At 72.2% G+C, this 23521-nt stretch carries 21 protein-coding genes and 1 pseudogene; 3 read left to right on the forward strand and 19 right to left on the reverse strand.

What is annotated here, in order from left to right:
- The 3 genes from G9H71_RS16110 to G9H71_RS16120 form a co-directional block, all read right to left on the reverse strand.
- Positions 1-633 (reverse strand): metal ABC transporter permease (locus G9H71_RS16110; protein ID WP_331273047.1); only part of this gene is annotated, 633 nt, incomplete at its 3' end.
- 4 nt (positions 634-637) lie between these two features.
- Positions 638-1423: a metal ABC transporter ATP-binding protein gene (locus G9H71_RS16115; protein ID WP_331273048.1), complete on the reverse strand. Its 786-nt coding sequence runs from the start codon at positions 1421-1423 to the stop codon at positions 638-640.
- A gap of 7 nt (positions 1424-1430) precedes the next feature.
- Complete coding sequence (locus G9H71_RS16120) at positions 1431-2486, reverse strand: metal ABC transporter substrate-binding protein (RefSeq protein ID WP_166283607.1); 1056 nt, start codon at positions 2484-2486, stop codon at positions 1431-1433.
- Between the two features lie 105 nt (positions 2487-2591).
- On the opposite strand from G9H71_RS16120, the gene G9H71_RS16125 reads away from it, so the two are divergent.
- From G9H71_RS16125 to G9H71_RS16135, 3 genes are all read left to right on the forward strand, one after another.
- Positions 2592-3959 (forward strand): L-serine ammonia-lyase, encoded by a 1368-nt coding sequence (locus tag G9H71_RS16125; RefSeq protein WP_166283609.1) that lies wholly within the window; start codon positions 2592-2594, stop codon positions 3957-3959.
- Positions 3960-4054: 95 nt separating this feature from the next.
- Positions 4055-4537, forward strand: a complete 483-nt coding sequence (locus G9H71_RS16130) for a VOC family protein (protein WP_166283611.1) — start codon at positions 4055-4057, stop codon at positions 4535-4537.
- 88 nt (positions 4538-4625) lie between these two features.
- Positions 4626-5369 carry a Clp protease N-terminal domain-containing protein gene (locus tag G9H71_RS16135; RefSeq protein ID WP_166283613.1) on the forward strand — a complete coding sequence of 248 codons (744 nt, stop codon included), beginning with the start codon at positions 4626-4628 and terminating at the stop codon, positions 5367-5369.
- Positions 5370-5506: 137 nt separating this feature from the next.
- On the opposite strand, the gene G9H71_RS16140 is transcribed toward G9H71_RS16135, so the two are convergent.
- The 16 genes and pseudogenes from G9H71_RS16140 to G9H71_RS16215 form a co-directional block, all read right to left on the reverse strand.
- Positions 5507-6499 (reverse strand): polyprenyl synthetase family protein, encoded by a 993-nt coding sequence (locus G9H71_RS16140; RefSeq protein ID WP_166283639.1) that lies wholly within the window; start codon positions 6497-6499, stop codon positions 5507-5509.
- A 62-nt stretch (positions 6500-6561) separates the two neighbouring features.
- Positions 6562-8181, reverse strand: coding sequence for an NADH-quinone oxidoreductase subunit NuoN (gene nuoN / locus G9H71_RS16145; protein WP_166283615.1), 1620 nt, complete (start codon positions 8179-8181; stop codon positions 6562-6564).
- Positions 8178-9728, reverse strand: coding sequence for an NADH-quinone oxidoreductase subunit M (locus tag G9H71_RS16150; RefSeq protein WP_166283617.1), 1551 nt, complete (start codon positions 9726-9728; stop codon positions 8178-8180). Before G9H71_RS16150 ends, nuoN begins: the two co-directional genes overlap by 4 nt.
- 8 nt (positions 9729-9736) lie before the next feature.
- A complete protein-coding gene (gene nuoL / locus G9H71_RS16155; protein WP_166283641.1) occupies positions 9737-11641 on the reverse strand; it encodes an NADH-quinone oxidoreductase subunit L in 1905 nt (634 codons plus the stop codon).
- Positions 11642-11725: 84 nt separating this feature from the next.
- The gene (gene nuoK / locus G9H71_RS16160) at positions 11726-12025 is read right to left on the reverse strand and encodes an NADH-quinone oxidoreductase subunit NuoK (protein ID WP_166283619.1); all 300 of its coding nucleotides are present in this window, start codon (positions 12023-12025) and stop codon (positions 11726-11728) included.
- Positions 12025-12870 carry an NADH-quinone oxidoreductase subunit J gene (locus G9H71_RS16165; protein ID WP_166283621.1) on the reverse strand — a complete coding sequence of 282 codons (846 nt, stop codon included), beginning with the start codon at positions 12868-12870 and terminating at the stop codon, positions 12025-12027. Before G9H71_RS16165 ends, nuoK begins: the two co-directional genes overlap by 1 nt.
- Complete coding sequence (gene nuoI, locus G9H71_RS16170; protein ID WP_231134939.1) at positions 12867-13424, reverse strand: NADH-quinone oxidoreductase subunit NuoI; 558 nt, start codon at positions 13422-13424, stop codon at positions 12867-12869. Before nuoI ends, G9H71_RS16165 begins: the two co-directional genes overlap by 4 nt.
- 136 nt (positions 13425-13560) lie before the next feature.
- On the reverse strand, positions 13561-14889 hold the full coding sequence (nuoH, locus tag G9H71_RS16175; RefSeq protein ID WP_166283623.1) for an NADH-quinone oxidoreductase subunit NuoH: 1329 nt from the start codon (positions 14887-14889) through the stop codon (positions 13561-13563).
- Entirely contained in the window at positions 14886-17426 is a 2541-nt protein-coding gene (locus tag G9H71_RS16180; protein ID WP_166283625.1) for an NADH-quinone oxidoreductase subunit G, read from the reverse strand. Before G9H71_RS16180 ends, nuoH begins: the two co-directional genes overlap by 4 nt.
- Positions 17423-18742, reverse strand: a complete 1320-nt coding sequence (nuoF, locus tag G9H71_RS16185) for an NADH-quinone oxidoreductase subunit NuoF (RefSeq protein ID WP_166283627.1) — start codon at positions 18740-18742, stop codon at positions 17423-17425. Before nuoF ends, G9H71_RS16180 begins: the two co-directional genes overlap by 4 nt.
- Positions 18739-19560, reverse strand: a complete 822-nt coding sequence (nuoE, locus tag G9H71_RS16190) for an NADH-quinone oxidoreductase subunit NuoE (protein ID WP_166283629.1) — start codon at positions 19558-19560, stop codon at positions 18739-18741. The genes nuoF and nuoE overlap by 4 nt, the downstream gene beginning before the upstream one ends.
- On the reverse strand, positions 19560-20945 hold the full coding sequence (locus G9H71_RS16195; protein ID WP_231134936.1) for an NADH-quinone oxidoreductase subunit D: 1386 nt from the start codon (positions 20943-20945) through the stop codon (positions 19560-19562). Before G9H71_RS16195 ends, nuoE begins: the two co-directional genes overlap by 1 nt.
- Positions 20942-21685, reverse strand: coding sequence for an NADH-quinone oxidoreductase subunit C (locus tag G9H71_RS16200; RefSeq protein ID WP_407939772.1), 744 nt, complete (start codon positions 21683-21685; stop codon positions 20942-20944). Before G9H71_RS16200 ends, G9H71_RS16195 begins: the two co-directional genes overlap by 4 nt.
- 29 nt (positions 21686-21714) lie before the next feature.
- Positions 21715-22269, reverse strand: coding sequence for a NuoB/complex I 20 kDa subunit family protein (locus G9H71_RS16205; protein ID WP_166283633.1), 555 nt, complete (start codon positions 22267-22269; stop codon positions 21715-21717).
- Between the two features lie 32 nt (positions 22270-22301).
- Complete coding sequence (locus tag G9H71_RS16210; RefSeq protein ID WP_166283635.1) at positions 22302-22658, reverse strand: NADH-quinone oxidoreductase subunit A; 357 nt, start codon at positions 22656-22658, stop codon at positions 22302-22304.
- Between the two features lie 149 nt (positions 22659-22807).
- Positions 22808-23521: pseudogene (locus tag G9H71_RS16215) on the reverse strand (FAD-dependent oxidoreductase); the annotation flags it as partial.

The raw sequence follows: 23521 nt of genomic DNA on the forward strand, positions 1-23521 counted from the left end.
CGCGGGGACGACGAGCAGCGCGATCACGAGGATCGTCCCGACCGCCTGCACGGCGGCGACGATCACGAGCGCGATGACGAGGTTGAGCGCGAGGTCGAGCAGGCCGGTGCGGTAGCCCGCGGCCCGCGCCCCTACCGGGTCGAACGAGCGCAGCACGAGCTCCTTGCCCGCGACGGCGAGCACGAGCAGCGTGATGACGCCCACGACGGCCGACTGGACGATCTGCTCGCGAGTGACGACGAGGATGCGGCCGAACAGGAAGGCTGTGAGGTCCGAGGAGTAGGACGAGCGGCGCGACACCAGCACCACGCCGATGCTGAACATGCCGGTGAGCAGCACGGCGAGCGCGGCGTCCTCGCTGACCAGCTCGCGCGCGGTCAGCACGGTGAGCAGGACGGCGGTGATCACGGCGGCCGCGAGCGCGCCCCAGAAGACGCCGCCGGTGCCGGCGACGAGGAAGCCGAGCACGACGCCGGGGAAGACGGTGTGGGTCAGCGTGTCGGCGACGAACGCGAGCCGGCGCAGCAGGACGTAGACGCCGACGAGGCCGCCCAGCGCGCCGAGGATGACCACCTCGAGCAGTGCACGGGCCATGAACGGAGCCTCGAAGGGCTCCACGAGCAGGTCGTACACGCGCTCAGCCGGTGACGATCACGCGGTCGCCGCGCAGCTCGAGGGCGTGCCCGCCGTACGCCGCCCGCAGGTTCTCGGGCGTGAGCGTCTCGTCGACGGGGCCGAACGCGAACTGGTGGTGGTTGAGCAGGCAGACGTCGTCGCACGCGAGGTGGGCGAGGGCCAGGTCGTGGGTGCTGACCAGGACGGCGACGCCGCGCGCCTTCAGCGAGGCGATCGCGGCCAGCAGGGCGTCCTGGCTCACCGCGTCGAGGCCGTTGAACGGCTCGTCCAGCAGCAGCAGCCGCGGCTGCTGCGCGATCGCCCGGGCGAGCAGCACCCGCTGGCGCTGCCCGCCCGAGAGCAGCCCGAAGCGCGTGGAGGCGCGCGAGGCGAGCCCGACCGCGTCGAGCGCCTCGAGCGCCAGGCGCCGGTCCTCCCGTCCGGGCCGGCGCAGCCAGCCCATCCGCCGATAACGGCCCATGAGGACGACCTGCGCGGCCGTGACCGGGAACCCCGGGTCCAGCGCGTCGGCCTGCGGGACGTAGGCCACGTCGCGACGGGCCTGCCGCGGGGGCTGCCCGAGCACCGAGATCTCGCCCGACACGACCGGGACCAGCCCGAGGACCGCCTTGATCAGCGTCGACTTGCCCGCGCCGTTCGGCCCGATGAGCGCGACGGCCTCGCCCGGGGCGACCACGCCGTGCACGCCCTCCAGCACCGGCACGTCGCCGTAGGCGATGCTCGCGGCGTCGAAGACGAGAGCGGGGCCGGTGCGGGCTTGCGCAGGTGCTGGGGCGGCGTCAGGCACCCGCCAATCATCCACCGAGCGCGCTCACGATGGTGTCGGTGTTGTGCGCTTCAGCCTTCAGGTACGTGTCGCCGGCGGACCCGGCCGGCCCGAGCGCGTCCCCGTAGAGCGCGTCCTCGCCCGCCTCGACCGTGACCCCGGCGCGCTCCGCGATGGACTCAGCCGTCCGCGGCGGCAGCGAGGACTCGGAGAAGATCGCCTTCACGCCGGTGGCCTTGATCTTGTCCACGAGCGCGTTGACGTCGGCGCCGGAGAGCTCGGCCGAGCTGTCGAAGCTGGGGATGATCGAGCCGACGAAGGTCAGGCCGTAGTGCTCGACGTAGTAGCCGAAGGCGTCGTGGTTGGTCACGAGCTTGCGGTCGGCGGCGGGGATCGTGGCGAGCTTGGCCTTGTTGTCGGCGTCGAGCTGGTCGATCTGCGCGGAGTAGGCCGCCGCGTTGGCCGTGTAGGCCGCCGCGTCGTCGGCGTCCGCCGCCGCGAACGCCTTCTCGATGTTGGCGACCATCGTCTTGGCGTTCTGCGGGTTGTGCCAGATGTGCGGGTCGCCGTCCTCGTGGGCGTGCCCGTCCTCCTCCTCGGCGTGCTCCTCGCCCTCCGCGTGCTCGTCCTCCGCGTGCTCCTCCTCCGAGCCCTCGCGGATCGTCACGCCGGCGCTGGAGTCGACCCGCGTGCCGTCGAAGCCGGACGCGCTGATCGTGTCGTCGAGCCAGTGCTCGAGCCCCACGCCGTTCTCGACCAGCACGTCGGCCTCGCCGATCGCGACGATGTCGGCCGGGGAGGGCTCGAAGTCGTGCGGGTCGACGTTGGGCTGCAGGATCTGGGTCACGTCGACGAGGTCTCCACCGACGTTGCGGGCGAAGTCGGCCACGATCGCCGTCGTGGCCACCACCTTGAGCTTGTCCCCGCCCGCGGCCGCCGGCTCGGCCGAGCCGCCGTCGTCGCCACAGGCCGCGAGCCCGAGGGCCAGCGCCCCCGCGAGCGCCACGGCGGACGCCGTGCGCTGCCGCCGCGTACGACGGGAGGGGGCAGGGGACGGGACGGCGCTGCGCGGTGCGGTGCTCATGGCAACCACTGTAGCTGGCATGGATACCGTTTTCATTACTGCCGGCAAGAACTCCGCGATCGGGTAGACCTGGAACAGTGGTCCCGCCCCCGAGGAGGTGACGGCATGGCACTGAGCGTGTTCGACCTCTTCACGATCGGTATCGGCCCGTCGAGCTCGCACACGGTCGGCCCGATGCGGGCGGCCCGGATGTTCGCCCGCCGGCTGCGTGCTGCAGGCCTGCTCGAGCGCACGGTCACTGTGCGGGTCGAGCTCTTCGGCTCGCTGGGAGCGACCGGGCACGGCCACGGGACGGTGAGAGCGGTCGTGCTTGGCCTGGCCGGGCACTCCCCGCGGACGGTCGACCCCGAGGCCGTCGCTCCGGAGCTGGACCGCGTGCGCGCTACGGGCCGGCTCGCGCTGCTGGGCGTACGCGAGATCGCCTTCTCCCCGGACACCGACATCGTGCTCCACCGGGGCAAGGCCCTCCCCTTCCACTCCAACGGGATGCAGGCGCGGGCGCTCGACGAGGCGGGCCGGGCGCTGCTGGAGAAGACGTACTACTCGGTCGGCGGCGGCTTCGTGGTGGACGAGGACGCCGTCGGCGCGGCCCGGGTCACGCTCGACGACGCCCGGCTCGCCCATCCGTTCCGCACCGGAGCGCAGCTCCTCGCCCGGTGCCGGGAGACCGGGCTGCCCGTCTGCGGGGTGATGCTGCGCAACGAGCTGGCCTGGCGGAGCGAGGCCGACGTGCGGGCCGGCCTGCTGGAGGTCTGGGAGGTGATGCGGGGCTGCGTCGCCCGCGGGAGCGAGCACGAGGGCGAGCTGCCCGGCTCCTTGCGCGTACGCCGCCGCGCCCCGGCGCTCGCCGCAGCGCTGCGGGCGGAGGGCCAGACCGACGCCAACGCCATGGACTGGCTGACGATGTGGGCGATGGCGGTCAACGAGGAGAACGCCTCCGGCGGCCGCGTCGTCACGGCCCCCACCAACGGGGCGGCGGGCGTCATCCCCGCGGTGCTGCACTACTACGCCCGCTTCGCGCCCGGGGCGGACGACGACAACGTGGTCCGCTTCCTGCTCGCGGCGGGCGCGATCGGCCTGCTCTACAAGGAGAACGCCTCCATCTCCGGTGCGGAGGTCGGCTGCCAGGGCGAGGTCGGATCGGCCTGCTCGATGGCCGCCGGAGCCCTGGCCGAGGTTCTCGGCGGCACCCCCGAGCAGGTGGAGAACGCGGCGGAGATCGGCATGGAGCACAACCTGGGCCTCACCTGCGACCCCGTCGGCGGCCTGGTGCAGATCCCCTGCATCGAGCGCAACGGGATGGCCGCGGTCAAGGCGGTCACGGCCGCGCGAATGGCCCTGCGCGGCGACGGACGGCATTCCGTCTCGCTGGACCAGGTGATCCGCACGATGCGCGAGACCGGGCGGGACATGAGCGTGAAGTACAAGGAGACCTCGCGCGGCGGGCTCGCGGTCAACGTCATCGAGTGCTGACTACGCCGCCGGGAGCCCGATGAGTGCGGGCCGCTCAGAGCGTCCTAGTGGGCAGCGGCCACGACGGCCGCTCCCCCAGGAGGAGAGGACCTGCGATGCCCAAGACCATCCCCTGTCTCTGGTTCGACGGCCAGGCCGAGGACGCCGCCAAGCTCTACGTCTCGCTCTTCCCGAACTCCTCGATCAACAACGTCACCCGCTACGGCGCGGACCAGCCCGGGGCCGAGGGCGCGGTGATGACCGTCGAGTTCACGCTGGACGGACAGGACTACGTAGGCCTCAACGGCGGGCCGCAGTTCCCGTTCACCGAGGCCATCTCGTTCCAGATCCTGTGCAAGGACCAGGAGGAGGCCGACCACTACTACGACGGCCTGACCGCCAACGGGGGCCAGGAGAGCCAGTGCGGGTGGCTGAAGGACCCGTTCGGGGTGTCGTGGCAGGTGACGCCGGTGGAGCTGCTCGAGCTCATCCGCGACCCCGACCCCGAGCGGGCGCAGCGCGCGGTGCAGGCAATGCTCCAGATGCGGCGCATCGTGATCGCGGACATCAAGCAGGCGGCCGACGGGGTCCCGGTCTGAGCCCGGAGCCGTCCGTCCGTCAGCCGCCCGGCGCCCGAGACGTCAACCGGGCGTTGACGGCGAGGGTGCGTCAACCTACCGTTGACGCATGACGACACCTCTCCCCCTCGACCCGCCGGTCCGGCTCGACGACCTCATCAGCGGCATCAAGAAGGCACACAGCGACGCCCTCGAGCAGCTCTCCGACGCGGTCCTCGTGGCCGACCACCTCGGTGAGCTGGCCGACCACCTGATCGGCCACTTCGTCGATCAGGCCCGGCGGTCGGGGGCGTCCTGGACCGACATCGGGCGCAGCATGGGCGTCTCGAAGCAGGCGGCGCAGAAACGGTTCGTGCCGCGGACCCCCGTGGAGCCGATGGCGATGGACCCGAACGAGGGCTTCAACCGCTTCACTCCGCGAGCGCGCAACGTCATCGCCGCCGCCCAGAACGAGGCCCGCACCGCGAGCAGCACCACGATCACGCCCGCCCACCTCGTCCTGGGCCTGCTCGCCGAGCCGGACGGGCTCGCCGTCCGGGCGCTCGCCTCGCTCGGCGTCACGACCGACGCCGTACGCACGGCCGCCCTTGCCGCCCTGCCTGCCGCCGCTGCGGACGCGCCGGACCTCGTCCCCTTCGACACGGACGCGAGGAAGGCGCTCGAGCTGACGTTCCGGGAGGCGCTGCGCCTGGGCCACAACTACGTCGGGACCGAGCACGTCCTGCTGGCCCTGCTCGAGCAGGAGGACGGCGACGGTGTGCTCAGCGGGCTCGGCGTGAGCAAGGCGGCGGTCGAGGCCTGGGTCGGCGAGGCCCTCGCGACACTCACTGCGAAGCAGCCGCCGGCGCAGTGACCTACGGGGGCGCGGCCGACGTGCAGGCCGCTGCCTCGGGGTCTCGCGCCACCGCGGCCAGCTGTGGAGCATCACCCGGGTGACTGCGCGGTCAACACTCCACAGGTCCGACGGCCGGCGCTGCGCCCTGCGCCTGCCTAGGCCGACCGCTCAACCACGACCTCGCACAGCGCCTCGAGCGCCACCCGGGCCGGCACGTCCGGCAGCGGCGCGAGCGTCTCGCGGGCCCGCGCGGCCCAGCGCCGCAGGTCCGCGCGCGCGGACTCGACGGCCCGGTGCCCGCGCAGCAGGGCCAGCGCCTCCTCCAGCGCGGCGTCGGAGGACAGGTCGCCGTCGAGCAGCTCGAGCAGCCGCACGTCGTCGGGGTCGCCCGGGTCGGCGAGCCGGCGCGCGTGCAGGACGGGCAGCGTCGGGACGCCCTCGCGCAGGTCGGTGCCGAGCGCCTTGCCGGACAGCCCGCTCTCGCCCGCGACGTCCAGCAGGTCGTCCGAGAGCTGGAAGGCGACGCCGATGAGCTCGCCGTACGCCGTGAGCACGTCGTCGACGCCCTGCGGGGCGCCGCTCTGCCATGCCCCGAAGCGGCCGCTGGTCGCGATGAGCGAGCCGGTCTTGTCGGCGAGCACGTCGAGGTAGTGCTCGACCGGGTCGGTGCCCTCCGGAGGCTTGATCGTCTCCCGGATCTGGCCGGTGATGAGCCGCTCGAAGGTCCGGGCCTGCAGCCGGACGGCGTCCGGCCCGAGGTCGGCGACCAGGTGTGCGGCCCGGGCGAAGAGGAAGTCCCCGGTGAGGATCGCCAGCGAGTTGCCGTAGCGGGCGTTCGCGCTGGGGGCGCCGCGGCGCAGCGGCGCCTCGTCCATGACGTCGTCGTGGTAGAGCGAGGCCAGGTGGGTCAGCTCGACGACCACGGCGGCCGGGACGACCCCCGCGGCCTTCGGGTCGCCGAACTGCGCCGCGAGCAGCACCAACAGCGGGCGGAAGCGCTTGCCGCCGGCGTCGACCAGGTGGCGCGAGGCCTCGGTGACGAACCCGAGGGAGCTGCTGACGGACTCGCGCAGCAGCTCCTCGACCTCGTCCAGGCCCTGGGCGAGGCTCGCCTCGAGCTCGGGGTCGATCGGCGGCAGCCCGAGCAGCTGGCCGGCGGTCGGCGGCGGGCTGGCGGCCGGCCGGCTGGCAGGTGGGGTCACGGCGCCCGTCAGCGGACGAAGGCCGCGGCGTCGCCGGCCAGGTCGAGGACGGGCTGAGGAATCACTCCGAGCACGAGAGTGACGGTAACGCCTAGGGCCAGCGCGACCGTCGTGAGGATGCTCGGAACGGCCACCGTCGGCCCGTCAGCGGCCGGCTCGCTGAAGAACATCAGGACGATCACGCGGACGTAGAAGAACGCCGCGACGACCGAGGCGAGCACCGCGACCACCACGACCGGCGAGGCGCCGCCGTCCAGCGCCGCGGAGAACACGGCGTACTTGCTCATGAAGCCGGACGTCAGCGGGATGCCGGCGAACGAGAGCAGGAAGATCGCGAACGCGCCCGCCACGAGAGGTGACCGCCGCCCCAGCCCGGCCCACTGCGACAAGTGCGTGGCCTCGCCGGCCGGGTCGCGGACCATGGTCACGACCGCGAACGCGCCGATCGTGGCGAAGCCGTAGGCCAGCAGGTAGAACAGCACGCCGCGCAGCCCGGCGTCGTCGGCCGCCAGCACCCCGACGAGCACGAAGCCGGCGTGGGCGATCGAGGAGTAGGCGAGCATCCGCTTGACGTCCTGCTGGGTCAGCGAGATGACCGCGCCGACCAGCATGGTGAGGATGGCCACGCCCCACATGAGCGGGCGCCACTCCCACTTGAGCCCGCCGAACGCCACGTAGTAGATGCGCAGCAGCGCGCCGAAGGCCGCGACCTTGGTGCACGCGGCCATGAAGGCCGTGACCGCGGTCGGGGCTCCCTGATAGACGTCCGGCGTCCAGGCGTGGAACGGCGCCGCGCCGGCCTTGAACAGCAGGCCCACGGTGACGAGCCCGACGCCGCTGAGCAGCAGGACGTCGCTGCCCTGCGCCTGGGTCGCGGCGTCCGCGATCTCCGAGAGGCGGATCGAGCCGGCATAGCCGTAGAGGAGCGCGATGCCGTAGAGGAAGAACGCCGACGAGAACGCCCCGAGCAGGAAGTACTTCATCGCCGCCTCCTGCGAGAGCAGGCGGCGCCGCCGGGCGAGCCCGCAGAGCAGGTAGAGCGGCAGCGACAGCACCTCGAGGGCCACGAAGGCGACGAGCAGGTCGTTGGCCGCGGGGAAGAGCAGCATGCCGCCCACCGCGAACAGCGTCAGCGGGAAGACCTCGGTCTGCGCGGCACCCGCACGCGTGGCCTCGCGCTCCCCCGGCGAGCCGGGGACGGTCGAGGCCTGTGCGGCGAACGCGCCGCTCGGGCCGGGATCGAGGCGCCGCTCCGCGAGCAGCAGCACCGCCACGAAGGCGAGCAGCAGGATCGTGCCCTGCAGGAAGAGCGTCGGCCCGTCGACGGTCACGGCACCTTCGGCCACGACGGCGCGGGCGCCCTTCCAGTCGTCCGAGCTCGCCACGAGCACCACGGCGACGAACGCGCCGACCAGGCCCAGCACCGTGAGCCCGACCTGGACGGCCCAGCGGGCGGCCCGCGGGGCGAAGGCCTCGACGAGCACCCCGAGCACCGCGGCGCCGAACACGACGAACAGTGGCGAGAGGACGCCGTACTCGATGTGCGGGGCGGGGATGCTGTCCGCCGCCGCAGCAGACACCGAGGCAGCCGGCACCGAGGCGGCGGACACCACAGCTGCGACCGTCATCGTCCGCTCCCCTGCTCCGCCGTGGCCGGGACGTCCGGCTGCGGGTCACCCTGGTTGACCGACTGCAGCGTGCGGTCGACCGCCGGGTTGATCACGTCCAGCGCCAGCTGCGGCGCCACCCCCAGCGCGAGCAGCAGCGCGATGACCGGCGCGACGCTCCAGAGCTCGCGCGGGCGCAGGTCGCGGAAGCCCTCGACCGCCTTCGCCACCGGCCCGGTCATCACCCGTTGATAGACGATCAGGATGTAGAGCGCGGCCAGCACGATGCCGAGGGTCGCGACGATCGCCGCGACGGTGTAGCGGCCGTACGTCCCCGCCAGCACGAGGAACTCGCTGACGAAGCTGGAGAAGCCCGGCAGCGCGAGGCTGGACAGGCCCGCCATCAGGAAGAGCCCGGCGAGCACCGGTGCCACCCGCTGCACCCCGCCGAAGTCCGCGATGCGGCGCGACCCGCGGCGGGCGGCGAGCATCCCGGCCAGCAGGAAGAGCGCCGCGGTCGAGAACCCGTGGCTGAGCATGTAGAGCGTCGAGCCGGCCTGTCCCTGCGAGGTCATCGCGAAGATGCCGAGCGCGATGAAGCCGAAGTGCGAGACCGAGGTGTACGCGATGAGCCGCATGAGGTCGGCCTGGCCGATCGCGACGAGCGCGCCGTAGATGACACCCACCACGCAGAGCACGACGACGACGGGCCGGGCCCAGACGGAGGCGTCCGGGAAGAGCGGCAGGCAGTAGGCGATCATGCCGAAGGTGCCGATCTTGTCGAGCACGCCGACGAGCATGACCGCGCCGCCGGGGGGCGCCTCCGACGCCGCGTCCGGCAGCCAGGTGTGCAGCGGCCAGAGCGGGGCCTTGATGGCGAAGGCGATGAAGAACCCGAGGAAGAGCCAGCGCTGCGTCGTCGGGTCGATGGACGCGCCCTCGAGGGTGCTGCGCAGGAAGCCGGTCTCCCCGCCCGGCCCGGCGACGTAGAGGCCGATGACCGAAGCCAGCATCAGCAGTCCGCCGAGCAGCGAGTAGATGAGGAACTTCACGGCGGCGTAGGAGCGCTGGGCACCGCCGAAGCCGCCGATGATGAAGTACATCGGGATGAGGACGGCCTCGAACAGGACGTAGAAGAGGAAGACGTCGGTCGCGGCGAAGACGCCGACCAGGATGCCCTCGACGGCGAGCATCAGAGCGAAGAACGTCTGCACCCGGCGCGCGCCGGGGGCCTCGGTGATGTCGTTCCACGAGGCGAGCAGGCAGACCGGCGTCAGCAGCGCGACGAGGGCCAGCAGCACCAGGGCGATCCCGTCGACGCCCAGCGCATAGCTGACGCCGAATTCCGGAACCCACTTGTGGTATTCGGTGAACTGGAAGGCGCCGGCCTCGTCGGTGTCGAACTGCACGCCGAGGGCGACGACCAGGGCGAGCACGACGAGCGAGACGCCGACGGCCAGCTGCTTGGCGAGCAGCTCGCGGCCGCGCGGCACCGACGCCACTGCCACGGAGCCGACGAGCGGAACCGCGCCGATCACGCTCAGCCAGGGGAACTCTGGATCGGTCATCGCGGCCGTCAGATCCTCACGAGGAGAAGGGCGCCCACCACGAGGGCCGCGCCGCCGAGCATGGACAGGGCGTAGCTGCGCACGAAGCCGGTCTGCAGCCGTCGCAGGCGGCCGGAGGTGCCGCCGATGAGAGCGGCGAGCCCGTTGACCGCGCCGTCGACGCCGCGGTTGTCCGCGTAGACGAGCGACCGCGTGAGGTACTGCCCGGGCCGCATGAGGACGGCCTCGTTGAACGCGTCCTGGTAGAGGTCGTTGCGCGCGGCGATGGTCGCCGGCGAGCCGACCGGGGCCACGACCGGCACCTCGCGCCGGCCGTACTGCAGATAGGCGGCCGCGGCGCCGCCGGCGACGACGAGGAGCGTCAGCAGCGTCACCACGATCGGCGAGAGCGTCGTGACGCCCTCCTCCTCGCCGTGGCCGCCGACCACCGGCTCGAGCCAGTCCTGCAGCATCCCGCCGTACGCCAGGATCCCGCCGAGGAACACCGAGCCCAGGGCGAGCAGCACCATGGGCGCGGTCATCACCGCGGGCGCCTCGTGCGGGTGCGCGTCCTCCGCCCAGCGGCGCGGGCCGAAGAACGTCATCACCATCACGCGGGTCATGTAGAACGCAGTGATGCCGGCGCCCAGCAGCGCGACGACGCCCAGCGTCCAGCCCTCGACGCCGCCCTCGTGGAAGGCGGTCTCGATGATCTTGTCCTTGCTCCAGAAGCCGGACAGCAGCGGGAAGCCGATGATCGCGAGGTAGCCGAGCCCGAACGTCACGAAGGTGACCGGCATCGCCGTGCGCAGCCCGCCGAAGCGGCGCATGTCGGTGGTGTCGTTCATCGCGTGCATCACCGAGCCCGCCCCGAGGAAGAGGCCGGCCTTGAAGAACCCGTGGGTCAGCAGGTGGAAGATCGCCACGGCGTAGCCCGCGGGGCCGAGGCCCGCGGCCAGCACCATGTAGCCGATCTGGCTCATCGTCGACGCGGCCAGCGCCTTCTTGATGTCGTCCTTGGCCAGGCCGATGACCGCCCCGAAGACCAGCGTCGCGGCGCCGACGATCGCGACCACCAGCTGCGCGGTCGGCGCGAGGTCGAAGATCGGGCCCGAGCGGACGATGAGGTAGACCCCGGCGGTCACCATCGTCGCGGCGTGGATGAGCGCCGAGACGGGCGTCGGGCCGGCCATCGCGTCGCCGAGCCAGGACTGCAGCGGCAGCTGGGCGGACTTGCCGCAGGCCGCGAGCAGCAGGAGCAGCCCGATCGCCGTCAGCGTCCCCTCCCCCGCGCCCGCCGCGGCGGCGTGCACGCGGACGAAGTCGGTGGCGCCGAAGGTCGTGAACATCAGGATGATCGCGAGCGACATCCCCACGTCGCCGACGCGGTTGGCGACGAACGCCTTCTTGGCCGCGGTCGCATAGGCCGGGTTGCGTCCCCAGAAGCCGATGAGGAGGTAGGACGCCAGGCCCACGCCCTCCCAGCCGATGTAGACGACGAAGTAGTCCGAGCCGAGGACGAGCAGCAGCATCGCCGCGACGAAGAGGTTGAGGTAGGCGAAGAACCGCCGCCGGTCCGGGTCGTGCGCCATGTAGCCGATGGAGTAAATGTGGATCAGCGTGCCGACGCCGGTGATGAGCAGCACGAACGCCATCGACAGCTGGTCCAGCTGCAGCGCGATGTCGACGTGGAAGCGGCCGACGTCGATCGCGGTCCAGAGCTTCTGGATCGTCGCCCGCTCCTCGACGTCGCGGCCGGCCATGTCGAGCCACAGCACGAGCGCGACCACGAAGGACGCCGCGGACGCCAGCGTCCCGAGCAGGTGGCCGAACCTGTCCGTACGCCGTCCGCCGAGCAGCAGGACCGCCGCCCCGGCGATGGGGAAGGCGAGCAGCAGCCACGTCAGGTCGGCGGTGCCGCTGGCCTGCGCCACGGACGCGGGCTCGGCGGCCGCCAGCACCGGCGCGTACGGGAAGCTCACTTCGTCTCTCCGTCAGTCACTGCGGGTCCGTCCGTCTCAGTACTTGAGGAGGTTGGCGTCGTCGACCGAGGTGGAGCGCCGCGTCCGGAAGATCGTCACGATGATGGCGAGCCCGACCACGACCTCGGCGGCCGCCACGACCATGACGAAGAACGCGATGATCTGGCCGTCGAGGTTGCCGTGGATGCGGGCGAAGGTGACGAACGCGAGGTTGGTCGCGTTGAGCATCAGCTCGACGCACATGAAGACGACGATCGCGTTGCGCCGCAGCAGCACCCCGGCGGCGCCGATGGTGAAGAGGATCGCCGACAGGTAGAGGTAGTTCTGCACGCCCATCAGTAGCGGCCCCCCTGCGTCGGGCCGGGCCGAACGTCCTCCGGCGCCTCGCCCGCCTCGATCGAGCGCTGCTCGGTCGTCTCCACCGCGGGCTGCACGTCCTGCACGTCGCCGCGCGCGACGAGGACCCGCGACACCGAGAGGTCGGAGGTGCTGCCGTCCGGCAGCAGCGCGGGGAAGTCCACGGCGTTGTGGCGGGCGTACACCCCGGGAGGCGGCAGCGGGCCGGGGTGCTCGTCGGAGCGGAACCGCTCCTCGGACAGCTCGCGCTGGCTCTTGCGCGGGGTGTGCCGCTCGCGGTGCGCGAGCACCATGGCGCCCAGCGCGGCGGTGATGAGCAGCGCGCTCGTCACCTCGAACGCGAGGACGTAGTCGGTGAAGAGCAGCCGGGCGATGCCCTCGACGTTGCCGTCCGCGTTGGCCGTCCCGAGCCCGACGACGGTCACGTCGTCGAAGGCGGAGCGTCCGAGCGCCCCGACGACGAGGACCCCGAAGCCGAGCGCGAGCAACAGGCCGGTCAGGCGCTGCCCGCGCAGTGTCTCCACCAGCGAGTCGCTGGAATCGACGCCCACGAGCATGAGGACGAAGAGGAACAGCATCATCACGGCGCCGGTGTAGACGACGATCTGCACGATGCCGAGGAACGGCCCGCTCTGCGCGAGGTAGAACACCGCGAGCACGATCATGGTCGTCGCCAGCAGCAGCGCCGAGTGCACGGCCTTGCGGACGAAGAGCATCCCGAGCGCGGCGAGGACCGCGATCGGGGCCAGCACCCAGAAGCCGAACGCCTCGGTCGTGGAGGTGTGCGCTGCCGCGAGCAGAGGGTCCGACACGGCCGGGGTCACGGCCTCTCCTCCTTCGGGACGCCGCCCGGGCCGGCGGGGGTGGTCGCGGGCATCGGCCGGCCCGAGCGCTCCGCGGCGTAGCGGATCTGGGCGTCGGTCGCGCCCTTGACGCGGCCGGCGTAGTAGTCGTCCTCGGTCGTGCCGTCCACCATCGGGTGCGGAGCGGGGACCATGCCGGACAGCATCGGCCCGAGCAGGTCCTCCTTCTCGTAGATCAGCTCCGCGCGCGAGGTGTCGGCGAGCTCGTACTCGTTGGTCATCGTGAGCGCGCGCGTCGGGCACGCCTCGATGCAGAGCCCGCAGAAGATGCACCGCAGGTAGTTGATCTGGTAGACGCGGCCGTAGCGCTCACCCGGGGAGAAGCGCTCCTCCTCGGTGTTGTCCGCGCCCTCGACGTAGATCGCGTCGGCCGGGCAGGCCCAGGCGCAGAGCTCGCACCCGATGCACTTCTCCAGCCCGTCGGGGTGCCGGTTGAGCTGGTGGCGGCCGTGGAAGCGCGGCGCCGTCGGCTTCTTCTCCTCGGGGTACTGCTCGGTGACGACCTTCTTGAACATCGTCGAGAAGGTGACGCCGAAGCCCTTCACCGCGTCCAGCGCGCCGGGCTGGGACTGCCCGGGGCCCGCCGTCGACGGCCCTTCGGACGGGGTACGTGCCGCTGCCGCCGTCGGGCGGGTCGCCGGCGTCCGCTCGTCAGCCACGGTCGCCCTCCTGCGCTGTGTCGGGTCCGGTCGTGCCGGCGTCGGGTGCGGCCGCGCCCGAGTGCGCCGGCTGGCGGGCCGGCTCGTCGAGCGACTGGCCCGGCAGCGGTGGCACCGGGAAGCCGCCCGAGAAGGCGTCGCGCTGCCGGGGAGCGGTGCGCACCTCGAGCTTCGTGGCCTCCTTGCGGGCGGCCACGGCGTCCCACACGAAGCTGAGCAGCAGCCCGACGACGAGGATGCCGGCGAAGGTGAAGAGCAGCGTCCGGGTGTCGATGTCGGTCTCGCGGCGGACCGTGAGGACCGTGGCCAGCAGCACGATCCAGGCCAGCGAGACCGGGATGAGGCCCTTCCAGCCCAGCTTCATGAACTGGTCGTAGCGCAGCCGCGGCAGCGTGCCGCGCAGCCACACGAAGACGAAGATGAGGATCACGACCTTCGCGATCCACCAGAGCAGCGGCCACCAGCCCTCGTTGGCCCCGTCCCACAGCGAGATCGGCCACGGGGCGCGCCAGCCGCCGAGGAAGAGCGTCGTGGCCAGGGCCGAGACGTTGACCATGTTGATGTACTCGGCGAGGAAGAAGAGCGCGAACTTCAGCGACGAGTACTCGGTGTGGAAGCCGCCGACGAGCTCGCCCTCGGCCTCCGGCAGGTCGAACGGCGCGCGGTTGGTCTCACCGACCATCGCGACGAGGTAGATCGCGAAGGACGGGAAGAGGATGACGCCGTACCACCAGTCCGACTGCTCGGCGACGATCTGCGAGGTCGACATCGAGCCGGCGACGAGGAAGACCGCGACGAACGACAGCCCCATCGCGACCTCGTAGGAGATCATCTGGGCCGACGAGCGCAGGCCGCCGAGCAGCGGGTAGGTCGAGCCGCTGGACCAGCCGGCGAGCACGATGCCGTAGATCCCGACCGAGGCGATGGCGAGGACGTAGAGCACGCCGACCGGGAAGTCGGCGAGCTGCAGCGTCGTCCGCTCACCGAAGATCGAGACCTCGGGCCCGAACGGGATGACGGCGAAGGCGAGGAACGCCGGCGCCGTCGAGATGACGGGGGCGAGGAAGAACACCACCTTATCGGCGGTGCTCGGCGTCAGGTCCTCCTTGAACGCCAGCTTCACCCCGTCGGCGAGCGACTGCAGGCTGCCGAACGGGCCGTGCCGGTTGGGCCCGATGCGGTGCTGCATCCGGGCGACGACCCGGCGCTCGAACACGATGTTGAACAGCGTGATGACGACGAGGAAGCCGAAGACGCAGACGGCCTTGAAGGCGATGAGCCACCAGGGGTCGTCGGCGAGCAGGCTGGCGGTGTCGTTCATGCGGGCGCCCCTTCCGCGGCCGCGGGGCTGGTGCCGTCGAGAGCCGCGCCCGCGGGGGCGACGGCGACCACGGCCCCGGCGTCCGCGCCGAGCGTGGCGCGAACGGTCGAGCCCGGCGAGTTGGTCGGCAGCCACACCACGCGGTCCGGCATCTCGGTCACGACGAGCGGAAGCGTGAGCGCGCCCTCCGGCGTCGACACGGTGACGCGCCCGCCGTCGCTCGCCCCGATCTCGGCGGCGGTCGACGGCGACATCCGCGCGTACGCCGGCTTGGCGGTGGCGGCCAGGTGCGGCTCGCCGTCCTGCAGCCGGCCGAGGTCGAGCAGCTGGTGCCAGGTCGCGAGCACCGCCTGCCCGGCCTCCGGCTGCGGCGGCTCGGGTACGCCGACCGCGGGGGCAGCGGCGCGGCGCCCCTCCCAGGCCCCCAGCTCGGCCAGCTCGCGGCGCGCGGCCTCGACCGTCGGCAGCCCGAGGCGTACGCCCATCTCCTCGGCCAGGGTGTCGAGCACCCGGACGTCGGCCAGGCTGGGCAGTGTCTGCTGCGGGTTGGCCAGCGCAGCCGCGAACGGGCGTGCCCGGCCCTCCCAGTCGACGAACGTGCCGGCCCGCTCGGCGACCGGCGCCACCGGCAGCACCACGTCGGCGCGCTCGGTGACCGCGCTGGCCCGCTGCTCGAGGCTGACCAGGAACCCGACGGCGTCGAGCGCCGCGAGCGCGGCCCGCGGTGCCGGCAGGTCGTGCGGGTCGACGCCGCCGACGACGAGGCCGGCGAGCGTGCCCGCGGCTGCCGCGGCCAGGATCGCGGCGGTGTCGCGCCCGGGCGAGCCCGGCAGCCGGAAGCCCTCGTGCAGGGCGAGGCCCCAGGCGGCGGCCAGGTCGACCCGCGCCTCGGCGTCCTCGACCGGGCGCCCGCCGGGCAGCAGGGTCGGCAGCGCTCCCGCCTCGAGGGCGCCGCGCTCGCCGGCACGGCGCGGGACCCACCCCACGCGCGCGCCGGTCGCCCCGACGAGCCGGGCGAGGGCGGACATCGCGCCGGGGACGTAGCCGAGCCGCTCGCCCGCGAGGACCACGGCGCCGGGGGCGCGCAGCAGCTCGCCGAGCGCGGCGAGCTCGCCGTCCGGGGCGCCCAGGGCGTCGAGCACCTCGGCCTCGGTGCCGGGCGCGGCGGGCACCAGCTCGCCGGAGAGCTTCTGCAGCCCGCGGGTCGCCCAGGGGGCGACGGCGAGGACCCGGAGCCGGTTCTTGCGGACCGCCTTGCGCAGCCGCAGGAAGACGATGGGCGACTCCTCCTCCGGCTCCAGGCCGGCGAGCAGCACGACCGGCGCGGCCTCGAGGTCGGCGTACGTCACCGCCCCGGCGCTGCCGAGCGTGCGCCCGGCCACGTGCGCGCCGAGGAAGGCCGCCTCCTCGCCCGAGTGCGGGCGGGACCGGAAGTCCACGTCGTTGGTCCCGAGCACCAGCCGGGCGAACTTGGCGTAGGCGTAGGCGTCCTCCTGCGCGACGCGTCCACCGGGAAGGACGCCGACCCCGCCGCGGGCCTTCGCCGCGAGCAGCCCGCGGGCGGCCACGTCGAGCGCGTCGGCCCAGGAGGTCGGCACGAGCTCGCCGCCCTCGCGCACGAGCGGCGTCGTGATGCGGTCTGGCAGGGCGGTGTAGCGGAACGCGAAGCGCCCCTTGTCGCAGTTCCACTCCTCGTTGACCTGCGGGTCGTCCCCGGCGAGCCGGCGCTGCACGGCGCCGCGGCGCACGTCGGTGCGCAGCGCGCACCCCGACGCGCAGTGCTCGCACGCGGTCGGCGTCGAGACGAGGTCGAACGGGCGCGCCCGGAAGCGGTAGGCCGCCGACGTCAGCGCCCCCACGGGGCAGATCTGGATCGTGTTGCCGGAGAAGTAGGACTCGAAGGGCTGCTTGGTGTAGATCCCGACCTGTTGCAGCGCGCCGCGCTCGAGCATCTCGATGAAGGAGTCGCCGGCGACCTGGTTGGAGAAGCGGGTGCACCGCGCGCACAGCACGCAGCGCTCGCGGTCGAGCAGCACCTGCGCCGAGATCGGGATGGGCTTGGGGTAGGTCCGCTTGACCCCGTCGAACCGGGACTCCGGCCGGCCGTTCGTCATGGCCTGGTTCTGCAGCGGGCACTCCCCGCCCTTGTCGCACACGGGGCAGTCGAGCGGATGGTTGACCAGCAGCAGCTCCATCACGCCCTTCTGCGCCTTGTCGGCGACGGGCGAGGAGAGCTGGGTGTTGACGACCATCCCGGGCGCCACCGTCGTGGTGCAGGACGCGGCGGGCTTCGGCATGCCGCGGCCGTTGCCGGCGTCGGGGATCTCGACCAGGCACTGGCGGCAGGCGCCCACCGGGTCGAGCAGCGGGTGGTCGCAGAAGCGCGGGATGGCGATGCCCAGCATCTCGGCGGCCCGGATGATGAGCGTGCCCTTGGGGACGCTCACCTCGAAGCCGTCGATGGTGAGGGTGACCAGCTCTTCGTTCTTCTGCACGTCCCCGCCGCTGCCGGCGGGCGTGCTCGTGGTGACGGTCATCGAGCCAGGGCTCCTGCGAAGACGGTCGACGCGACGGGGTCGAAGGGGCACCCGCCGGAGGTGAAGTGCGCGACGTACTCGTCGCGGAAGTACTTCAGGGACGAGGTGATGGGGCTCGTCGCACCGTCGCCGAGGGCGCAGAACGACCGGCCGAGGATGTTGTCGCAGAGGTCGAGCAGCCGGGCCAGGTCCTCCTCGGCACCCTCCCCCGCCTCGAGCTTGCGCAGCGACTGGACGAGCCAATAGGTCCCCTCGCGGCAGGGCGTGCACTTGCCGCACGACTCGTGGGCGTAGAACTCGGTCCAGCGAAGGACGCAGCGCAGGACGCACGTCGTCTCGTCGAAGACCTGCAGCGCCTTCGTGCCGAGCATCGACCCGGCGGCGCCGACCCCCTCGTAGTCCAGCGGGACGTCGAGGTGCTCCGCGGTCAGCAGCGGGGTCGACGACCCACCCGGAGTCCAGAACTTGAGCTCGTGCCCGGCGCGTACGCCGCCCGACATCTCCAGCAGCTGGCGCAGCGTGACGCCGAGCGGGGCTTCGTACTGCCCCGGCCGCTCCACGTGGCCCGAGAGCGAGTAGAGCGTCATGCCCGCGGACTTCTCGGTGCCCATGGACTTGAACCAGTCGGCCCCGTTGAGCACGACGACCGGGACGGTGGAGATCGACTCGACGTTGTTGATGACCGTGGGGGCGCTGTAGAGCCCGGCGATGGCCGGGAACGGCGGGCGCAGCCGCGGCTGCCCGCGGTAGCCCTCGAGCGAGTCGAGCAGCGCGGTCTCCTCGCCGCAGATGTAGGCCCCGGCCCCGGCGTGCACGACGATGTCGACGTCGACGCCGGACCCGAGCACGTTGCGCCCGAGGTAGCCGGCGTCGTACGCCTCCCGCACGGCCGCGAGCAGCCGGCGGTAGACGTGGACGACCTCGCCGCGCACGTAGATGAAGGCCGTGCTGGCCCGGATCGCGTAGGCGGCGATGATGACGCCCTCGACCAGCTGGTGCGGCGCCGCCATCATCAGCGGGATGTCCTTGCAGGTGCCGGGCTCGCTCTCGTCGGCGTTGACGACGAGGTAGTGCGGCTTGCCGTCGTTCTGCGGGATGAAGCCCCACTTCATGCCGGTGGGGAAGCCCGCTCCCCCACGGCCGCGCAGCCCCGAGTCCTTCACGAGGGCGATGACCTCGTCCGGCGACATGGCGAGCGCGGCGTGCAGGCCGCGGTAGCCGTCCTTGGCCTTGTAGGCCTCGAGCGACCAGGAGCGGTCGGAGTCCCAGGTGCGCGAGAGCACCGGGGTCAGCGGGGCGGTGGGCTGCTCGGTCACTGGCGCTTGCCTCCCTCGCTGGAGTTCTCGTCGGGCGCCCCGGCCGGGGTCGGGTTGGCCGGGTCGGACTTGGCCGTGTCGGCCGGCGCGTCGCTGCCGCTCGGCCCGCCCCCCGGCCCGTAGCCGGTGGCGGGCATCCCCAGCGCGGCGTCGCCCCCGGCGTCCGGCGGGGGTGCGGCCCAGCCGCGCTCGCGGGCCAGGTGGAGCCCGGCGAGGGTGGCCGGCCCGGCCCCCACGCCCTCGTCCGCGAGACCGTCCTCGAAGCCGGCCAGCACCCGCTCGACCTGCTTGAAGGTGCACAACCGGCCCGGGCCACGGGTCGGGGCGGGCGGGTCGCCCGCCCGGAGCCGGTCGACCAGCTCGACCGCGCCCTGCGGGGTGACGTTGTCGAAGAACTCCCAGTTGACCATCACGACCGGCGCGTAGTCGCAGGCCGCGTTGCACTCGATGTGCTCCAGGGTGACCTTGCCGTCCGGCGTGGTCTCGTCGTGGTGGACGCCGAGGTGCTCCTCGAGCCGGGCGAGGATCTCGTCGCCGCCGAGCACGGCGCAGAGCGTGTTGGTGCAGACCCCGACGGTGTAGTCGCCGTTGGGGCGGCGCTTGTACATCGTGTAGAAGGTGGCGACCGCGCTGACCTCGGCGGTCGTGAGGTCGAGCCAGCGGGCGCAGAGCTCGATGCCCTCGGGGCTCACCCAGCCCTCCTCGGACTGCACGAGGTGCAGCAGCGGGAGCAGCGCGGACCTCGGCCGCGGGTAGCGGGCGATCACCTCCTTGGCGTCCAGCTCCAGCCGGGAGAGGGCGTCGGCGGTCAGGCTCATCAGCGGTCCACCCCGCCCATCACCGGGTCGATCGAGGCGACGGCCGCGATCACGTCGGCGACCTGGCCGCCCTCGGTCATCGCCGGAGCCGATTGGAGGTTCGTGAACGAGGGATCCCTGAAGTGCACGCGGTAGGGGCGGGTGCCGCCGTCGCTGACCAGGTGGCAGCCGAGCTCGCCGCGCGGGGACTCGATGGCGGTGTAGACCTGGCCCGGCGGCACGCGGAAGCCCTCCGTCACCAGCTTGAAGTGGTGGATCAGGGCCTCCATGGACTCGCCCATGATGTGCCGGATGTGATCGAGGGAGTTGCCGAGTCCGTCCCCGCCGAGGGCGAGCTGTGCCGGCCAGGCGATCTTCTTGTCCTCCACCATCACCGGGCCCGGCGCAAGGCGCTCCAGGCACTGGTCCACGATGCGCAGGGACTGCTTCATCTCCTCCAGCCGGATCCGGAAGCGGCCGTAGGCGTCGCTGGTGTCCCAGGTGGCGACGTCGAAGTCGTAGGTCTCGTAGCCGCAGTAGGGCTGGGACTTGCGCAGGTCGTGCGGGAGCCCGGTGGCGCGCAGGATCGGCCCGGTGATGCCGAGGGCCATGCAGCCGGTCAGGTCGAGGTAGCCGACCCCGACGGTGCGCTTCTTGAAGATGTAGTTCTCGTTGCAGAGGTCTTCGTACTCGTGCAGCCGGCTGCGGACGAGGTCGACGTTGCGCCGGATCAGCTCGGTCGCGCCGCTCGGCAGGTCCTGGGCCACGCCGCCCGGGCGGAAATAGGCGTGGTTCATGCGCAGCCCCGTGACCGCCTCGAAGATGTCGAGGATCAGCTCGCGCTCGCGAAAGCCGATGGTCATCACGGTCAGGGCGCCGAGCTCCATGCCGCCGGTGGCCAGGCAGACCAGGTGTGACGACACCCGGTTCAGCTCCATCAGCATCACGCGGATGACGTTGGCGCGCTCGGGGATCTGGTCGCTGATGCCGAGCAGCCGTTCGACGCCGAGGACGTAGGCCGCCTCGTTGAAGAACGGGGCGAGGTAGTCCATGCGCGTGACGAACGTGACGCCCTGCGTCCAGTTGCGGTATTCGGCGTTCTTCTCGATTCCGGTGTGCAGGTAGCCGATGCCGAGCCGGGTCTCGGTGACCGTCTCCCCCTCCATCTCGAGGATGAGGCGGAGCACGCCGTGGGTCGAGGGGTGCTGCGGCCCCATGTTGACCACGATCCGCTCTTCGCCGATGTGCGAATCAGGATCGGAGCTTCCGACGACGTCCCAGTCGGAGCCGCTGACGGTGAAGACGCGGCCCTCGCTGGCGCCTTCGTCGGCGGCGTCCCCCAGCGGGGTCTGCTCGAACGGGTCGTCGGCGCCCGCGGGGCGCGCGTCGTACATGCTGCTGCTCATCCGGAGTACGACCTCCGCTCGTCAGGCGGCGGGATCTGGGCGCCCTTGTATTCCACCGGGATGCCGCCGAGGGGGTAGTCCTTGCGCTGCGGGTGGCCGGGCCAGTCGTCCGGCATGAGGATGCGGGTCAGCGCCGGGTGGCCGTCGAAGACGACGCCGAACATGTCCCAGACCTCGCGCTCGTGCCAATCGTCGGTCGGGTAGACCGCGACCACGCTCGGGACGTGCGGGTCGGCGTCGGGACAGGTGGTCTCGACCCGCACCCGCCTGTTGTGCGTGATCGACAGCAGCGGCCAGGTGACGTGCAGCTCGCGTCCGGTGTCCTCGGGGAAGTGCACGCCCGTCGCGCCCAGGCAGAGCTCGAAGCGCAGCGCCGGGTCGTCGCGCAGCGTGCGCATGACCTGCGGCAGGTGCCCGCGGCGTACGACGAACGTCAGCTCGCCGCGGTCGACGACCACGCGCTCGAGCGCCTCGTCGAGCTGCGGGTAGGCGCGCTCGAGGGCATCGGCGATGACGTCGAACGTCCCGCCGTAGGGCCGCTGCGCGGCTCCCGGCAGCTGGACCCGCCGCACGATGCGGCCGTAGCCCGAGGTGTCGCCGCCGCTGCGCCCGCCGAACATCCCCTGCCGCGTCTGGAAGACCTCGTTGGGGACCCCGCTGGCCGTAGGGCTCGGCTGCGCCTCGAGCTGCTGCCCCGCGTCCTTCGCCTCGAGCGGCGAGCCCTCGGTGCGGTCCGTCACCGAGCGGCGCGCGCTGTCGCTGGGCTCGCTCACCGCAACAGGCCCTTCAGCTCGGACGTCGGGGCGGCCGAGAGCGCCAGCCGCTCGGCCTCCTGCTCCTCGCGGACGCGGTTCACGCCGAGCTTGGAGTGCTGGATCTTGTCGTGCAGCGTCAGGATCGCGTCGAGCAGCATCTCCGGCCGCGGCGGGCACCCCGGCAGGTAGACGTCGACCGGGACGACGTGGTCGACGCCCTGCACGATCGCGTAGTTGTTGAACATCCCGCCGCTGGAGGCGCACACGCCCATGGCCAGGACCCACTTCGGGTTCGCCATCTGGTCGTAGATCTGACGCAGCACCGGCGCCATCTTCTGGCTGACCCGGCCGGCCACGATCATCAGGTCCGCCTGCCGGGGCGAGGCCCGGAAGACCTCCATCCCGAAGCGGGCGCTGTCGTACCTCGGGCCGCCCGTCGTCATCATCTCGATGGCGCAGCAGGCCAGGCCAAAGGTCGCCGGCCAGAGCGACGCCTTGCGCACCCAGCCCGCCGCCGCCTCCACCGTGGTCAGGAGGAAGCCGCTCGGAAGCTGCTCTTCGAGGCCCATGGGCTAGACCGTCCTTCCGTGCCGAGTCGCGATCAGTCCCACTCGAGGCCGCCGCGCCGCCACACGTAGGCGAACGCGACGAAGACGGTGGCGATGAAGAGCACCATCTCGATCAGCCCGAAGAGGCCGAGGCTGTCGAACGCCACGGCCCAGGGGTAGAGGAAGACGATCTCGATGTCGAAGACGATGAAGAGCATCGCGGTGAGGTAGTACTTCACCGGGAAGCGGCCGCCGCCGACGGGCTGCGGAGTGGGCTCGATGCCGCACTCGTATGCCTGAAGCTTGGCTCTGTTGTAGCGACGCGGGCCGGTGAGGGCGCCCGCGACCACGGAGAAGACGGCGAAGCCGAACGCGATCCCGCCGAGCCAGGCGATGGGTACCCAGTCCACGAGCCCGCTCCCTCCTCAACGCGTTCCGCGCCGTGCCCCGCGCTGGGCCCGGGCCGGAACTATACGGATTCGGCCGGCGGATTCCGCCGGTTCTGCGCAACTCCTGAGGTCGCGATCAGGTCACGACAGTTCAGGTCTCCAGCGTTCTCTCATGCTGCCGGCGCCACCTTCGTCATCGCGGCGATGACGCGGTCCATGGCGTCACCGCCCTTCGGGTCCGTCAGGTTGGCCAGCAGCTTGAGCGTGAAGCGCATGAGGAGCGGGTGCGGCAGCCCGTGGCGCGTCGCCAGACGCATGACGCGCGGATCGCCGATCAGCTTCACGAACACCCGGCCGAGCGTGTAGTAGCCGCCGTAGGTGTCCTTGAGGGCACGGGGATATGCGCTCAGCGCGAGCTCGCGCGCGGGGCCCTCGGGCCGGGCCAGCGCCTGGGCCGCGACCTCCGCGGCCATCGCGCCGGACTCCATCGCGTACGCGATGCCCTCGCCGTTGAAGGGGTTCACCATGCCACCGGCGTCGCCGAGCAGCATGAGGCCCTTGGTGTAGTGCGGTTGGCGGTTGAACCCCATCGGCAGCGCGGCCCCGCGGACCGGGCCGAGCCGGGTCTCGTCGTCGAGCCCCCACTCCGGCGGCATGCCCGCCACCCAGCGCTTGAGCAGTGCCTTGTAGTCGACCTTGCCCCAGGCGCTGGAGGTGTTGAGCACCCCGAGCCCGATGTTGCTGGTGCCGTCGCCCATGCCGAAGACCCAGCCGTAGCCGGGCAGCAGGTCGTCGCCCTCCCACAGCTCGAGCCAGGACTCCAGCCACTCGTCGTCCGAGCGCGGGGAGGTGTAGTAGGTGCGGACGGCCACGCCCATCGGGCG

This window comes from Motilibacter deserti, assembly GCF_011250635.1.
In the GTDB taxonomy this organism is placed as follows: Bacteria; Actinomycetota; Actinomycetes; order Motilibacterales; family Motilibacteraceae; genus Motilibacter_A; species Motilibacter_A deserti.

Bases quoted from the DNA above. Each gene is read 5' to 3' on its own strand.
- G9H71_RS16135 (WP_166283613.1), top strand. From the start codon at position 4,626: ATGACGACACCTCTCCCCCTCGACCCGCCGGTCCGGCTCGACGACCTC.
- G9H71_RS16150 (WP_166283617.1), bottom strand. From the start codon at position 9,728: ATGACCGATCCAGAGTTCCCCTGGCTGAGCGTGATCGGCGCGGTTCCG.
- G9H71_RS16195 (WP_231134936.1), bottom strand. From the start codon at position 20,945: ATGAGCAGCAGCATGTACGACGCGCGCCCCGCGGGCGCCGACGACCCG.
- G9H71_RS16180 (WP_166283625.1), bottom strand. From the start codon at position 17,426: ATGACCGTCACCACGAGCACGCCCGCCGGCAGCGGCGGGGACGTGCAG.
- G9H71_RS16120 (WP_166283607.1), bottom strand. From the start codon at position 2,486: ATGAGCACCGCACCGCGCAGCGCCGTCCCGTCCCCTGCCCCCTCCCGT.
- nuoN (WP_166283615.1), bottom strand. From the start codon at position 8,181: ATGACGGTCGCAGCTGTGGTGTCCGCCGCCTCGGTGCCGGCTGCCTCG.
- nuoH (WP_166283623.1), bottom strand. From the start codon at position 14,889: ATGAACGACACCGCCAGCCTGCTCGCCGACGACCCCTGGTGGCTCATC.
- G9H71_RS16125 (WP_166283609.1), top strand. From the start codon at position 2,592: ATGGCACTGAGCGTGTTCGACCTCTTCACGATCGGTATCGGCCCGTCG.
- nuoK (WP_166283619.1), bottom strand. From the start codon at position 12,025: ATGGGCGTGCAGAACTACCTCTACCTGTCGGCGATCCTCTTCACCATC.
- nuoI (WP_231134939.1), bottom strand. From the start codon at position 13,424: ATGTTCAAGAAGGTCGTCACCGAGCAGTACCCCGAGGAGAAGAAGCCG.
- G9H71_RS16130 (WP_166283611.1), top strand. From the start codon at position 4,055: ATGCCCAAGACCATCCCCTGTCTCTGGTTCGACGGCCAGGCCGAGGAC.
- G9H71_RS16205 (WP_166283633.1), bottom strand. From the start codon at position 22,269: ATGGGCCTCGAAGAGCAGCTTCCGAGCGGCTTCCTCCTGACCACGGTG.
- nuoE (WP_166283629.1), bottom strand. From the start codon at position 19,560: ATGAGCCTGACCGCCGACGCCCTCTCCCGGCTGGAGCTGGACGCCAAG.